Annotated in this window: 11 protein-coding genes; 1 reads left to right on the forward strand and 10 read right to left on the reverse strand. The window is 70.5% G+C overall.

Annotation, left to right across the window (positions count from 1 at the left end):
• Nucleotides 1–8: 8 nt before the first annotated feature.
• From EP757_RS01175 to pyrR, 7 genes are read right to left on the reverse strand one after another with little or no spacing between them, the layout of a single operon-like run.
• Entirely contained in the window at nucleotides 9–1,286 is a 1,278-nt protein-coding gene (locus tag EP757_RS01175) for an adenosylmethionine--8-amino-7-oxononanoate transaminase (protein WP_127542359.1), read from the reverse strand.
• Nucleotides 1,283–2,311 carry a quinone-dependent dihydroorotate dehydrogenase gene (locus tag EP757_RS01180; protein ID WP_127542360.1) on the reverse strand — a complete coding sequence of 343 codons (1,029 nt, stop codon included), beginning with the start codon at nucleotides 2,309–2,311 and terminating at the stop codon, nucleotides 1,283–1,285. The genes EP757_RS01175 and EP757_RS01180 overlap by 4 nt, the downstream gene beginning before the upstream one ends.
• Nucleotides 2,308–5,625, reverse strand: a complete 3,318-nt coding sequence (gene carB, locus EP757_RS01185) for a carbamoyl-phosphate synthase large subunit (protein ID WP_127542361.1) — start codon at nucleotides 5,623–5,625, stop codon at nucleotides 2,308–2,310. Before carB ends, EP757_RS01180 begins: the two co-directional genes overlap by 4 nt.
• 6 nt (nucleotides 5,626–5,631) lie before the next feature.
• Nucleotides 5,632–6,738 (reverse strand): glutamine-hydrolyzing carbamoyl-phosphate synthase small subunit, encoded by a 1,107-nt coding sequence (carA, locus tag EP757_RS01190; protein ID WP_127542362.1) that lies wholly within the window; start codon nucleotides 6,736–6,738, stop codon nucleotides 5,632–5,634.
• Entirely contained in the window at nucleotides 6,738–8,003 is a 1,266-nt protein-coding gene (locus EP757_RS01195) for a dihydroorotase (protein ID WP_127542363.1), read from the reverse strand. The genes carA and EP757_RS01195 overlap by 1 nt, the downstream gene beginning before the upstream one ends.
• On the reverse strand, nucleotides 8,000–8,920 hold the full coding sequence (locus EP757_RS01200; RefSeq protein ID WP_127542364.1) for an aspartate carbamoyltransferase catalytic subunit: 921 nt from the start codon (nucleotides 8,918–8,920) through the stop codon (nucleotides 8,000–8,002). Before EP757_RS01200 ends, EP757_RS01195 begins: the two co-directional genes overlap by 4 nt.
• Nucleotides 8,917–9,501, reverse strand: a complete 585-nt coding sequence (pyrR, locus tag EP757_RS01205; protein ID WP_370457748.1) for a bifunctional pyr operon transcriptional regulator/uracil phosphoribosyltransferase PyrR — start codon at nucleotides 9,499–9,501, stop codon at nucleotides 8,917–8,919. Before pyrR ends, EP757_RS01200 begins: the two co-directional genes overlap by 4 nt.
• Before the next feature lie 288 nt (nucleotides 9,502–9,789).
• Here pyrR and EP757_RS01210 point away from each other — a divergent pair, with 288 nt between their 5' ends.
• A complete protein-coding gene (locus EP757_RS01210) occupies nucleotides 9,790–10,278 on the forward strand; it encodes a transcriptional regulator (RefSeq protein ID WP_014446326.1) in 489 nt (162 codons plus the stop codon).
• 34 nt (nucleotides 10,279–10,312) lie between these two features.
• Here EP757_RS01210 and EP757_RS01215 read toward each other — a convergent pair whose 3' ends face one another.
• The 3 genes from EP757_RS01215 to efp form a co-directional block, all read right to left on the reverse strand.
• Nucleotides 10,313–12,565, reverse strand: a complete 2,253-nt coding sequence (locus tag EP757_RS01215; protein WP_127542366.1) for a hypothetical protein — start codon at nucleotides 12,563–12,565, stop codon at nucleotides 10,313–10,315.
• Nucleotides 12,566–12,699: 134 nt separating this feature from the next.
• On the reverse strand, nucleotides 12,700–13,134 hold the full coding sequence (gene nusB / locus EP757_RS01220; RefSeq protein WP_127542367.1) for a transcription antitermination factor NusB: 435 nt from the start codon (nucleotides 13,132–13,134) through the stop codon (nucleotides 12,700–12,702).
• Nucleotides 13,134–13,691 (reverse strand): elongation factor P, encoded by a 558-nt coding sequence (gene efp, locus EP757_RS01225; protein WP_127542368.1) that lies wholly within the window; start codon nucleotides 13,689–13,691, stop codon nucleotides 13,134–13,136. The genes nusB and efp overlap by 1 nt, the downstream gene beginning before the upstream one ends.
• Between the last annotated feature and the right edge of the window lie 60 nt (nucleotides 13,692–13,751).

The following is a 13,751-nucleotide window of genomic DNA, read 5'->3' on the forward strand; positions in this document are numbered from 1 at the left end:
CAAACGTGTCAGGTAGCTGCCACCGCGGCGGTGATCGCCGCGGTAATGCGGTCCACGTCCGCGTCGTCCGCCACATAGGGCGGCATCGTGTAGATCAGGTCCCGGAACGGCCTGAGCCAGACGCCCCGATCCACCGCTGCGGCCGTCGCCGCCGCCATGTCCACCGGATGATCCAGCTGCACCACGCCGATCGCGCCGAGAACGCGGACATCGGCGACCCCTCGCGCCCCGCGGAGCGGCTCCAGGCCGTCTTTCAGCCGGCTTTCGATGCGTCGTACGCCGGAAGCCCACCCGCCGCCCCGCAGAAGCCCGATCGACGCGTTCGCGACCGCACAGGCGAGAGGGTTGCCCATGAACGTCGGCCCGTGCGCCAGACCCCCGCCCTCCCCCGCCGAGATCGCCGACGCGACAGCGGGAGTGCAGAGGGTGGCGGCGAGCGTCAGATACCCGCCGGTGAGCGCCTTGCCGAGACAGAGGATGTCCGGGCTGACCCCGGCGTGCTCGGCGGCGAAGAGCCGGCCGGTCCGCCCGAACCCGGTCGCGATCTCGTCGAAGATCAGGAAGATGCCGTGCTCGGCGGTCGCCTCCCGCAGCACCCGCAGGTACTCCGGATGGTGGAACCGCATCCCGCCGGCGCCCTGCACGACCGGTTCGACGATCACCGCGGCCAGCTCGCCCGCGTGCCGCTCGACGAGCTCCCGCAGCGAGGCCGCGTAGGCGTCGTCGAACTCCGCGGGCGGCGCCTCGGCGAAGACCTGGGCCGGAAGGACCCCGGTCCAGAGCGCGTGCATCCCGCCGACCGGGTCGCAGACGCTCATCGGGTGGAACGTGTCGCCGTGGTAGCCGCCCCGCCAGGTGGCGAGGCGCTGCCGCCCGGGCCGGCCGAGCGCCCGCTGGGCCTGCAGCGCCATCTTGATCGCCACTTCGACCCCGACCGAGCCGGAGTCGCAGAGGAAGACGTGCTCCAGACCCGGCGGGGTGAGCTCGACGAGCGACGCGGCGAGCCGGATGGCCGGCTCGTGGGTGAGCCCGCCGAACATCACGTGGCTCATCCGCCCGGCCTGCTCGGCCATCGCGGCGTCCAGCACCGGGTGCCGGTACCCGTGGATCGCCGCCCACCAGGACGACATCCCGTCCACCAGTTCCCGGCCGTCGGCCAGCCGCAGCCGCACCCCTTCCGCCGCCTCCACGAGGTACGGATCGGTGCGGCCGGGCATCGGGCCGTACGGGTGCCAGACGTGAGCGCGGTCGAGCGCGAGCAGGTCGTCCTCGCGCCCGGCGCTCATCGGGCGCGGTGGGAACGGATCGGGCGGGCGCCGCGGGCCACCGCGCGGACCAGGTCCGGTCCCCGGTAGATGAACCCGCTGTACAGCTGCACCAGCGAGGCTCCGGCGTCGAGCAGGCGGGCCGCGTCGTCGACCGACATGATCCCGCCGACCCCGATGATCGGCAGCCGGCCGCCAGTCTCGTCGGCGACGAACTTCACGACCTGCCGGGCCCGTTCGGTCAGCGGCTTGCCGGACAGCCCGCCCGCCTCGCCCGCCAGGTGCTGGTCGGACTCGGCGATCCCGTCCCGGGACAGCGTGGTGTTCGTCGCGATCAGACCGGCCGCGCCATGCTCCAGGCAGACCTCGAGGAGCTCGGCGATGGCCGGCTCGGTCAGGTCCGGCGCGATCTTCACGAGCACCGGCACCGGGCCGCTCAGTGCCTTGAGCAGCGCCGCGATCGAATCTCTGTCCTGCAGACTGCGCAGGCCCGGCGTGTTCGGCGAGGAGACGTTCACGGCGATGTAGTCGGCGTACGGGTGCAGCAGCCGGTACGAGAACAGGTAGTCCTCGACCGCCTCCTCGAGCGGCGTCACCTTGGACTTGCCGAGCGAGATGCCCAGCGGCACGTCCAGCTTGCCCAGCTGCGCCAGCCGGTCGGCCAGGGCTGCCGCGCCGAGGTTGTTGAACCCCATCCGGTTGATGATCGCCTCGGACTCCTTGAGCCGGAACAACCGTGGCTTGTCGTTGCCCGGCTGCGGCTTCGCGGTGACCGTGCCGACCTCGACGAACCCGAACCCGAGCGCCGGCCAGGCCGGCAGCGCGAGCCCGTTCTTGTCCATGCCGGCGGCCAGGCCGACCCGGTTCGGGAACCGGACGCCGAAGACGTCGACCGGCGCGGCGAACGCGTACTGGCGGCGCAGCGCGGCGAGGGCCGGCGAGGGCAGCGAGGCGAGCCGGTTCAGCGTCCACTCGTGGGCGTGCTCGGCGTCGCCGCCGCCCAGCCGGAACAGAGCCGGCCGGGCGACCTTCGCGAACAGACTCACTTGACGAGCTCCGGGCGGAGCAGCGCGTGCCACTCCTGCAGCGGGCGGACCGTCATGTCGCCGCGCATCAGCGCCTCGATGCCCATCACCGCGGCGGCCGCGCCCGGCACCGTGGTGATGCTCGGCACGTTGGCGGTGACCGCGGCGCTGCGGATCTCGTACCCGTCCAGGCGGGCGCTGGCGCCGGAACCCTGCGGGGTGTTGATGATCAGCGCGATCTCGCCGGCCAGGATCAGCTCGACGGCGTTCGTGCCCGGGCTCTCGTAGTGCTTCGGGACGACCTCGCACGCGATGCCGTACCGCCGCAGCACCTCACCGGTGCCGGCCGTCGTGACGATCGTGAAGCCCAGGTCGGCGAGCCGCTTCACCGGGAAGATCATCGACCGCTTGTCCCGGTTCGCCACCGAGACGAAGACCTTGCCGCTGGTCGGGAGCGAGCCGTACGCCGCGGCCTGCGACTTGGCGAACGCCTGGCCGTACCCGGCGTCGATGCCCATCACCTCGCCGGTCGACTTCATCTCCGGGCTGAGCAGGTTGTCCACGCTCTTGCCGGCCGGGGTGCGGAACCGCTTGAACGGCAGCACCGCCTCCTTCACCGCGATCGGCGCGTTCACCGGCGTGGAGCCACCGTCGCCCTCGGCCAGCAGCAGGCCCTCGGCCCGCAGGTCGGCGATGGTGGCGCCGAGCGCGATCCGGGCGGCCGCCTTCGCCAGCGGGACCGCCGTCGCCTTGGAGACGAACGGCACGGTCCGCGAGGCACGGGGGTTGGCCTCCAGGACGTAGAGGGTCTCGTCCTTGAGCGCGTACTGCACGTTCAGCAGGCCGCGCACCCCGACACCGCGGGCGATCGCCTCGGTGTAGCGGCGGACCTCGGCCAGGTGCGGCGCCGCCAGGTTGACCGGCGGCAGCGTGCAGGCCGAGTCGCCGGAGTGGATGCCGGCCTCCTCGATGTGCTCCATGACGCCGGCCAGGTAGACCTCGCCGGTCTCGTCGCAGAGCGCGTCCACGTCGATCTCGATCGCGTCGTCGAGGAACCGGTCGACCAGCACCGGGTGGTCCGGCGAGATCTCGGTGGCCCGCTCGATGTAGCCCTGCAGGGTCGGCTCGTCGTAGACGATCTCCATGCCCCGGCCGCCGAGCACGTACGACGGGCGGACCAGCACCGGGTAGCCGATGCTGTCGGCGATCGCCTTGGCCTCCGGGAACGTCGTCGCGGTGCCGTGGTCCGGCGAGCGCAGGCCGGCCTCGGCCAGCACCGCGCCGAACAGGCCCCGGTCCTCGGCGAGGTCGATCGCCTCGGGCGAGGTGCCGACGATCGGGACGCCGGCCTGCTTGAGCCGGTTCGCCAGGCCCAGCGGGGTCTGGCCGCCGAGCTGCACGATCACGCCGACCACACCCGGGCCGCCGGCCGCCTTGCCGGAGCTGTCCTCGGCGTGGAAGACCTCGAGCACGTCCTCGAAGGTGAGCGGCTCGAAGTAGAGCCGGTCCGCGGTGTCGTAGTCGGTGGAGACCGTCTCCGGGTTGCAGTTGACCATGACGGTCTCGAAGTCGACGCCCCGCAGCGCCTGCACGGCGTGCACGCAGGAGTAGTCGAACTCGATGCCCTGGCCGATCCGGTTCGGACCGGAGCCCAGGATGATCACCTTGGGCCGGTCGCTCGGCGCCACCTCGGTCTCGGAGTCGTACGAGGAGTAGTGGTACGGGGTGTTCGCCTCGAACTCGGCGGCGCAGGTGTCGACGGTCTTGTAGACCGGGCGGATGCCGAGCCGGTGCCGCAGCGCGCGGACGCCGTCCTCGCCGGCCAGCTCCGGGCGCAGCACCGCGAGCTGGGAGTCGGAGAGGCCGTTGCGCTTGGCCCGGCGCAGCAGCTCGTCGTCGAGGACCGGCGCGGCCAGGATCTCGGCGCGCAGGTCGACCAGGGCCTGGATCTCGTCCAGGAACCACGGGTCGATCCGGCCGCTGGCCTGGTGCACCTGCTCGACGGTGGCGCCGAGCCGCAGCGCGGCCTCGACCGTGTAGAGCCGGCCGTCGTGCGGGACCTTCAGGGCTTCGAGCGCCTCGTCGACGTTCTCGAAGGTCGGCGCGGTCCAGAAGCCGGCCGCCTTCGTCTCCATCGAGCGCATCGCCTTGTTCAGCGCCTCGGCGAAGTTGCGGCCCAGGCTCATCGCCTCGCCGACCGACTTCATCGTGGTGGTGAGTTCCTTGTCGGCGCCCGGGAACTTCTCGAACGCGAACCGCGGGATCTTCACGACGACGTAGTCGAGAGCCGGCTCGAACGCGGCCGGCGTCTTCAGGGTGATGTCGTTCGGGATCTCGTCGAGCGTGTAGCCGATGGCCAGCTTCGCGGCGATCTTGGCGATCGGGAAGCCCGTCGCCTTCGACGCGAGCGCCGACGAGCGGGACACGCGCGGGTTCATCTCGATGACGATCATCCGGCCGTCGTCCGGGTTGATCGCGAACTGGATGTTGCAGCCGCCGGTGTCCACGCCGACCTCGCGCAGCACCGCGATGCCCAGGTCACGCATCTTCTGGTACTCGCGGTCGGTGAGCGTCATGGCCGGCGCCACGGTGACGCTGTCGCCGGTGTGCACGCCCATCGGGTCGATGTTCTCGATCGAGCAGACGACCACGACGTTGTCGTGCTTGTCGCGCATCAGCTCGAGCTCGTACTCCTTCCAGCCGAGCACGCTCTCCTCGATGAGGACCTCGGTCACCGGGGAGGCGGCGAGACCCGAGCCGGCGATCCGCTCCAGGTCCTCGGCGGTGTGCGCCATGCCGGACCCGAGGCCGCCCATGGTGAAGGAGGGGCGGATCACGACCGGGAGACCGATCTCGGCGACGGTCTCGCGTACCTCGTCCATCGAGTGACAGACCCGGGAGCGCGGGGTCTCGCCGCCGGCGATCGCCACGATGTCCTTGAAGAGCTGGCGGTCCTCGCCCTTACGGATGGCGTCGACGTTCGCGCCGATCAGCTCGACGCCGTACTTCTCCAGGACGCCGCTCTCGTGCAGGGCGATCGCGGTGTTCAGCGCGGTCTGGCCGCCCAGCGTCGGCAGGATCGCGTCCGGGCGCTCCTTCGCGATGACCAGCTCGACGAACTCCGGGGTGATCGGCTCGATGTAGGTCGCGTCGGCGAACTCCGGGTCGGTCATGATCGTGGCCGGGTTGGAGTTGACCAGCGAGACGCGGATGCCCTCGGATTGGAGGACCCGGCACGCCTGGGTGCCGGAGTAGTCGAACTCGCAGGCCTGGCCGATGACGATCGGGCCGGACCCGATCACCATGATGTGCTTGAGATCTTCACGTTTCGGCATGGGTGGTCAGCCCTTCTTCTCGACGAGCTCGACGAACCGATCGAACAGGTAGTCAGCGTCGTGCGGGCCGGCTGCGGCCTCGGGGTGGTACTGGACGGTGAAGGCGGGGACCTCGATGCCCCGCAGGCCCTCGACCACGTTGTCGTTGAGGCAGACGTGCGAGACCTCGACGCCGCCGAAGTCCGTGTCGATCACGGTGTTCAGCGGGGCGTCCACGGCGAACCCGTGGTTGTGGCTGGTCACCTCGACCTTGCCGGTGGTCTTGTCGAGCACCGGCTGGTTGATGCCGCGGTGGCCGTAACCCAGCTTGTAGGTGCCGAAGCCGAGCGCGCGGCCGAGGATCTGGCTGCCGAAGCAGATGCCGAAGAGCGGCACCTCGCGGCGCATCACCTCGCGGGCCAGGTTCACCGGGGCGTCGGCGGTCGCCGGGTCGCCGGGGCCGGGCGAGAAGAAGACCGCGTCCGGGCCGACCGCGAGCAGGTCCTCGATCGAGGAGGACGCCGGGAAGATGTGCGTCGTGACGCCGCGGGCGGCGAGCCGGCGGGCCACGTTGCGCTTGATGCCGAGGTCCAGCGCGGCGACCGTGTAGCGGTGCTCGCCCTCGGCCTTCACCGTGTACAGCTCGGACGTGGTGACCTGGGCGGAGAGGTCGGCGCCGAGCATCTCCGGCGCGGCCTTGACCCGCTCCAGCAGCGAGGCCGGGTCGAGGTCGACCGAGGAGATGCCGACCCGCATGGCGCCGCGCTCGCGCAGGTGCCGGGTCAGCGCGCGGGTGTCGACGCCACTGATGCCGACGACGCCCTCGGCCGCGAGGCGCTCACCGAGGTCGCCCTGCGAGCGCCAGTTCGACGGGCGGCGGGCCGGGTCGCGGACCACGTATCCGGCCACCCAGATCCGGTCCGACTCGTCGTCCTCGTCGTTCACCCCGGTGTTGCCGATCTGCGGCGCGGTCTGCACCACGACCTGCCGGTGGTACGACGGGTCGGTCAGCGTCTCCTGGTATCCGGTCATGCCGGTGGTGAACACCGCCTCGCCGAACGTCTCGCCGATCGCTCCGTAAGCGCTGCCGGTGAAGGTGCGCCCGTCCTCCAGAACGAGGATCGCCTTGGGCATCACTTGACCGCCTTTCCGTCCAGAACCGTCGCTTCGCCCCGCAGGAAGGTCGCCACGATGCGACCGGGCAGGGTCATCCCCGCATACGGCGTGTTTCGGCTGCGGCTCGCCAGCTCCGCCGGGTCGACGACCCCGCGGTACGACGGGTCCACCAGCGTCAGGTTGGCCGGCGTACCGGCCGTCAGGTCGCCGCCGTGCCCGGTCAGCCCGGCGATGCGGGCCGGCGCGATCGACATGCGGTCGGCGATCAGCTTCCAGTCCTCACCGAAGACGCTCAGCACGATCGGCAGAGCGGTCTGCAGTCCCAGCATGCCGGGGCGCGCGTACGCCCACTCGCATTCCTTGTCCTGCACCGCGTGCGGCGCGTGGTCGGTCGCCACCACGTCGATCACGCCGTCGAGGAGAGCCCGGCGCAGAGCTTCGACGTCGGTCCTCGTACGAAGCGGGGGGTTGACCTTGAAGACCGGGTCGTAGCCGGCCGCGAGCTCGTCGGTGAGCAGCAGGTGATGCGGGGTCACCTCGGCGGTCACCCGGACGCCGCGCGCCTTGGCCTGCCGGAGCACCTCGACCGAGCCGGCCGTGGAGACGTGGCAGACGTGCAGGCGGCTGCCGACGTGCTCGGCGAGGAGCACGTCCCGGGCGATGATCGCCTCCTCGGCGACAGCCGGCCAGCCGGTCAGGCCGAGCCGGGTGCTGACCTCGCCCTCGTGCATCTGCGCGCCCTCGGTGAGCCGGGGCTCCTCGGCGTGCTGGGCGATGACGCCGTCGAACGCCTTCACGTACTCCAGGGCCCGGCGCATCAGCTTCGGGTCGGCGACGCAGAAGCCGTCGTCCGAGAAGATCCGCACGTTCGCGGCGGAGGTGGCCATCGCGCCCAGCTCGGCCAGCTGCTTGCCGGCCAGGCCGATGGTGACGGCGCCGATCGGCTGCACGTCCACCAGACCGGCCTCGCGGCCCAGGCGCCAGACCTGCTCGACCACGCCCGCAGTGTCGGCGACCGGGTCGGTGTTCGCCATGGCGCAGACCGCCGTGTAACCGCCGAGGGCGGCGGCACGCGAGCCGGTGTCCACCGTCTCGGCGTCCTCGCGGCCCGGTTCGCGCAGGTGGGTGTGCACGTCCACGAGGCCGGGAAGGGCCACCAGACCGGATGCGTCGATGACGTCGGCATCCTTGTCCGGAGTGTCGGAAATTACGCCATCTTTGATGTACAGGTCGGTCGGCTCCGCGCCGAGGACCGAGACGCCCTTGAGCAGGTACGCCATCACTTGCCTCCCAAAAGCAGGTAGAGGACGGCCATCCGGACGCTGACGCCGTTGGCGACCTGTTCGACGATGGTGGAACGCGGGGAGTCGGCGACCTCCGGGGCGATCTCCATACCCCGGTTCATCGGGCCGGGGTGCATGACGATCGCGTGCTCCGGCAGCCTGTTCATCCGGGGCACGTCGAGGCCGTACCGGCGGCTGTACTCCCGGGCCGACGGGAAGTAGGAGTCCTGCATGCGCTCGGTCTGCACGCGCAGCATCATCACCACGTCGCTGTCCGGCAGCACCGCGTCCAGGTCGTAGCTGACCTGGGTCTTCTCGGAGAGCGCGGCGGCGACGTCGAGCGGGATCAGGGTGGGCGGGCCGACCAGCGTGACCTGCGCGCCGAGCGTGGTGAGCAGCAGGACGTTGGAACGGGCCACCCGGCTGTGCAGCACGTCGCCGACGATCGCCACCCGCAGGCCGTCGAGCCGGCCCAGGCGGGAACGCATCGTGTAGGCGTCGAGCAGCGCCTGCGTCGGGTGCTCGTGGGTGCCGTCGCCGGCGTTCACGACCGAGCCGTCCACCCAGCCGGCGAGGCGGTGCGGCGCGCCGCTGGCCGAATGCCGGATCACCACGGCGTCGGCGCCCATGGCCTGCAGGGTGAGCGCGGTGTCCTTGAGGCTCTCGCCCTTCGAGACGCTGGAGCCCTTCGCCGAGAAGTTGATGACGTCGGCGGAGAGCCGCTTGGCAGCGGCTTCGAACGAGATCCGGGTACGGGTGGAGTCCTCGTAGAACAGGTTCACCACCGTTCGGCCGCGCAGTGCCGGGAGCTTCTTCACCTCGCGCCCGGACAGAGCGGCCATCTCGGCGGCGGTGTCCAGGATGAGGGTCGCGGTCGCGGCGTCGAGATCCGCGGCCGAACGCAGGTGCTTGATCACTTGAGGCCTCCGATCAGGCGGACCTCGTCGGCGCCGTCGGTCTCGGTCAGCGCGACCTTCACGCTCTCGCTGAGCGCGGTCGGGATGTTCTTCCCGACGTAGTCGGCGCGGATCGGCAACTGCCGGTGACCGCGGTCGACCAGGACGGCGAGCTGCACCGAGCTGGGCCGGCCCAGGTCCTGCAGGGCGTCCAGGGCGGCGCGCACCGAGCGGCCGGAGAAGAGCACGTCGTCGACGAGGATGACCCGCAGCCCGTCGATGCCGCCGCCGGGCAGCTCGGTCTTGCCGAGCGCGCGGGTGGCCTTGAGGCGCAGGTCGTCGCGGTAGAGCGTGATGTCGAGAGAGCCGACCGGGACCTCGACGCCTTCGAAGGCGTGGATACGGGCGGCCAGCCGGTGAGCGAGCGGGACACCGCGCGTCGGGATGCCGAGCAGCACCGTGCCGGTAGCCCCGGAGGTCTTCTCGAGGATCTGGTGAGCGATGCGGTCGACGACCCGGTGCAGGTCGGACCCCTCCAAGATGATCTTGCTGGGCGCGTCTGCGCGTGGCTGTGCCACGGCGGACCTCCTTCCCCGCCTCACGGGACGGGTCGTTAAAGGATGTCGGTTTCGGAACGACCCCGTTACGAGCCGGCCCGATGGCTGACGCTACGTTACCAGTGGACGCAGCGTTGACCATGGTGACGTGCCTGACTGGAGCTATCCGGACATACCCTGCAACTAGGGATACAGTCGGTGACTTCGGTGCGGCTGGCGCGACTCATCGGTAACCAACACTTGACCGGCGACCGCAAACTCCGTACCGTCACGCAGCGTAGCGATCCGTGAGGAAAGAACCCTCCGGGCCAGCACAGTACCGGGAGTGTCCGTATGCCGTCTGAGTACGCGAAGTCGCTGGGCGCCCGCCTGCGCTCCATCCGCCAGCAGCAGGGCCTGTCCCTGCAGGGCGTCGAAGAGAAGTCCAACGGCCGCTGGAAAGCCGTCGTCGTGGGCTCGTACGAGCGGGGCGACCGCGCGGTGACCGTCTCGCGCCTGGCCGAACTGGCCGACTTCTACCGAGTGCCCGTCTCGGAGCTGCTGCCCGACGGCAGCGGTATCCGCCTCGAGGCCACCAACAAGATCGTCCTGGACCTGGAGAAGCTGTACGACACCACCGGCGAAGACCTCGCCTACGTGGCTCGTTACGCCCGGGCCATCCAGCAGCAGCGTGGCGACTACAACGGCCGCGTCCTGTCGATCCGCGCCGACGACCTGCGCGCGCTCGCCATCGTCTACGACATCTCGCCCTCCGGCCTCATCGAGCGCCTCACCGAGCAGGGCGTGCTCGTCGCGGACCCCCGCGCGTTCTTCGCCAGCTGAGCCACCGCTCGGCGCTTCGAAGCCCGTTCCGCCGTCAGGCGGCGCGGGCTTCTTTCACTTCTCCGACGATCATCCCGCCGTCCGTGTCGGCGTGCACCTGCCACCGGTCGAGCACGGTGAGCACGTCCTGCGCGGTCCGCACCCGGCCGGCGGCCACCTCGGCGGTCAGCGCGTCGATCACCTCGGCCGCCTCGTCCCAGGTCATGCCGAGCCGCTGCAGGCTGCGCCGGCAGTCGTCGGCGGAGACCACGCTCGCCGGCGCGCCGGTCAGGAACGTGCCGGGCAGCCGGGTCGCCGTGCGGTAGAGCAGGGTGAGCCGCGCCAGCTGATAGCGGGCGAGCCGGCCGAACGGGCGCTCGGTGACGAGCAGCGTCCAGAGCCCCCACTGCTCGATCAACCCGGCCAGCCGGTGGATGTCGGTGGCGACGTTCCAGCGGCCGTTCTCGGTGTGCCGGCTCGGATCCACCCGGCCGATCCGGTCCCACAGCTCGGCGAAGCGCGCCGACAGCTGATCGTCGCGGGACCGCCAGGCCGTGTCGTCCCCGGCCACCTTGTTCAGCTCGTCGCTGGACGAGTCGCGCAGGAACTTCCACATCCCGTGGTCGCCGCGCCCGTCGCCGTTGTAGATCCGGCGGAAGAAGTTCCGGGAGCCGAGCGGCCCCTCCTCCTTCGCGCTGAACGCCACCCAGCAGACCAGACCGAGGAAGCCCAGGCCGGCCAGCACGCTGAGCACGAAACCCAGCCCGCTGAGCCAGCCCTCGCCCGGCCACAGGTACGTGCCGGACTCGAGCGTCTCCGGCTTCATCTGCACCGTCGCGTCGAAGAGCGTGATCACCCCGATGAAGGCCAGCGCAAAACCGACCTTCCCGCTGGCCCGCTGCAGCACGTCCGACTCGCGGACCCGGCGCTCGTCGAAGGCGTGCGACATCGCGCCGAGCAGGTGGTCGTACTTGGCCTTGACCCGGGCAGCCTTGCGCACCACGTGCTCGGCGCTCACCTCCACCTCGCCGACCACACCGGTGAGCGCCAGCGCGGTGCGCAGCCCGGTCGGCGCGGTGTGGAACTCGGTGATCAGGCTGTCGAACTCGGCCAGCAGATCGCTGCGGGCGGTGGTCACCTGCGCCGCGCAGTCCTGTGTCCGGGTCTCCATCCGGGCCAGGTCGGCGACGCCCTGCAACAGGATCTGGTGGATCAGCTCGACGCTGCGGTGAACGCGTTCCAGCTGGCGCCCGCGGCGTACCGGCAAATGGGTGGAAAGCGCGTCCCAGAGCACCAGGCCCCGCTCGGCGACCTGGTCGTACACCTCGAGCTGGTGATCCCAGACGTCGATGTCCGCCTCGATCCGCCAGAGCCGGTCGGCCGCCTGGCCCTCCAGCGAGACGAGCGCGTCGACGAGGGTCTCCTCCAGCTCCCAGAGCTGTCGACCGTCCGGGTCGCTCGCCGCCGGGCGCTCCGGCACCAGCAGGTACGACGGCTGCCGGACCGGCTCGTCGAGCTTCAGCGCGTCGGCCCGGCGCAGCGCCAGCATCTGCCCGTTGAGAACACTCGGTGTGATGACGCAGTCCCGGACGTCGCCGATCCGGAGCGTCCGCGCGGCAAGCCCGTTCAACACGTCCAGTGACCCGCTGAGGTAGTCGCCGGCGTCCGCCTCCGGGTCGTTCAGCTCGCCCACCCACACGGTCGGCAATCGGTACTCCCGGCCCTGGATGCGGAAGTCGGTGCGGTAGAGACCCTGATCGGCGAACCAGGCCTCGATGCGGTCGCGGACCGTGGTGAACAGGTCCACCCAGTCCTGGCCGGCGTCGCCATGGGACGGTTCGTCCACCGGGCCGGGCGGATGCGTCGAGACGGAGACCTTCAGCACACAGGTGAGCTGATCCCAGTAGTCCTCGAAGGCGAAGTCGAGGACCACGTGCACGTCGGCGGGCAGGTCGGGGACGATCCCGTCCAGGTCTGCGCGGCGCAGATGGATCCGGTGCCGGGCCGGAAGCAGCAGGTCACGGGCTTCCGGCTGCGCGGCGAGGCAGAGGGCGGTGAGCGCGCCGACCACGTCCTCGATCGTCGCCGCCTGGCGGAACCGGCTCACCGGGCCGCGCAGGCCGCGCAGCATCTCGCCGTGCCGGTGGCAGGTGTCCTCGTCGGCCGGCCACTGCCAGGCCGAGCTGGACGTCAGCGTGAGCCGGCGCAGCGAGTGGGCGCCGCGGTCGTCGCCGTTGACGACGACCTGGTGGCGGCCCTTGCGCAGCGTCTCGATCCGGACCCGCATCGCGAAGAAATCGAAGAGCACGACCGCCTCCCCCCAGCAGCGATCATGCCACCGTAAGGTGATCGTCGATCAATGCACAAGGCCGGGCCCTGAGGGCCCGGCCTCGTGGGAGGCGCTTCTCATCGCGGCTCGTACAGCGTCGCTTACCGCGTCTCTTATCGCGTCGCGAAGGCCGCGATCCGGTCGAGCAGCCCGTTCAGGAAGCGCGGACTGTCGTCCGTCGACATCTCCTTCGCGAGCTCGACGGCCTCGGTGATCGCCACCGGGTCGTCGACGTCCGGCACGAACAGCAGCTCGAAGACCGCGATCCGGGCCAGGTTCCGGTCGACCGTCGGCATGCGGTCGATCGTCCAGCCCTCCGCGTAACTGGCGATCAGCTCGTCGATGCGGTCGATGTTCTTGGCGACGCCCTCGATCAGCTCGGTGGCGTAGCCCATGTGTTCCGGGTGGGGCTTGGCGATCCGGTCCAGGTAGGTGAGAAGCACCTGGCTGGGCGGAAGGTCACGCAGGTCCGCCTCGAAGAGGACGTCGAGCGCTCGCTTGCGCGCCTTGCGGCGCGCGAGCCGTTCCTTCTTGGGACCTTCAGCCATCAGCTGCGGCCGAGGTAGCGGCCGTCGCGGGTGTCGACCTTGATCTTCTCACCGGTGGTGATGAAGAGCGGAACCTGAACGGTGGCGCCGGTCTCGACCGTCGCCGGCTTGGTGCCGCCGGTGGAGCGGTCGCCCTGCAGACCCGGCTCGGTGTAGGTGACCTCGAGGAACACGCTGGTCGGAAGCTCGATGTAGAGCGGGACGCCCTCGTGCAGCGCGACGGTCGCCTCGGCCTCGCCGAGCAGGTAGTTCGCCGCCTCGCCGACGGTGCCGCCGGAGACGTGGATCTGGTCGTAGGTGTCCAGGTCCATGAAGACGTAGTCGTCGCCGTCCTTGTACAGGTACTGCATGGTCCGCTTGTCCACGGTCGCGGTCTCGACCTTGGTGCCCGCGTTGAAGGTCTTGTCGACGACCTTGCCGGACAGGACGTGCTTCAGCGTGGTGCGGACGAACGCCGGACCCTTCCCCGGCTTGACGTGCTGGAACTCAACGACAGTCCACAGCTCCTTGTCGAGGTTGAGCACCAGGCCGTTCTTCAGGTCGTTGGTGGAAGCCATGTCCTGCCTTGATCTTGAAGCGTATCGGTGACCGAACGAGTCTACCGGCGGGCGGCCGTT

The sequence above is a fragment of the Actinoplanes sp. OR16 genome, assembly GCF_004001265.1.
Taxonomy (GTDB): Bacteria; Actinomycetota; Actinomycetes; order Mycobacteriales; family Micromonosporaceae; genus Actinoplanes.

Bases quoted from the DNA above. Each gene is read 5' to 3' on its own strand.
- carB (WP_127542361.1), bottom strand. From the start codon at position 5,625: ATGCCGAAACGTGAAGATCTCAAGCACATCATGGTGATCGGGTCCGGC.
- nusB (WP_127542367.1), bottom strand. From the start codon at position 13,134: ATGGCTGAAGGTCCCAAGAAGGAACGGCTCGCGCGCCGCAAGGCGCGC.
- EP757_RS01210 (WP_014446326.1), top strand. From the start codon at position 9,790: ATGCCGTCTGAGTACGCGAAGTCGCTGGGCGCCCGCCTGCGCTCCATC.
- EP757_RS01175 (WP_127542359.1), bottom strand. From the start codon at position 1,286: ATGAGCGCCGGGCGCGAGGACGACCTGCTCGCGCTCGACCGCGCTCAC.
- carA (WP_127542362.1), bottom strand. From the start codon at position 6,738: ATGCCCAAGGCGATCCTCGTTCTGGAGGACGGGCGCACCTTCACCGGC.
- efp (WP_127542368.1), bottom strand. From the start codon at position 13,691: ATGGCTTCCACCAACGACCTGAAGAACGGCCTGGTGCTCAACCTCGAC.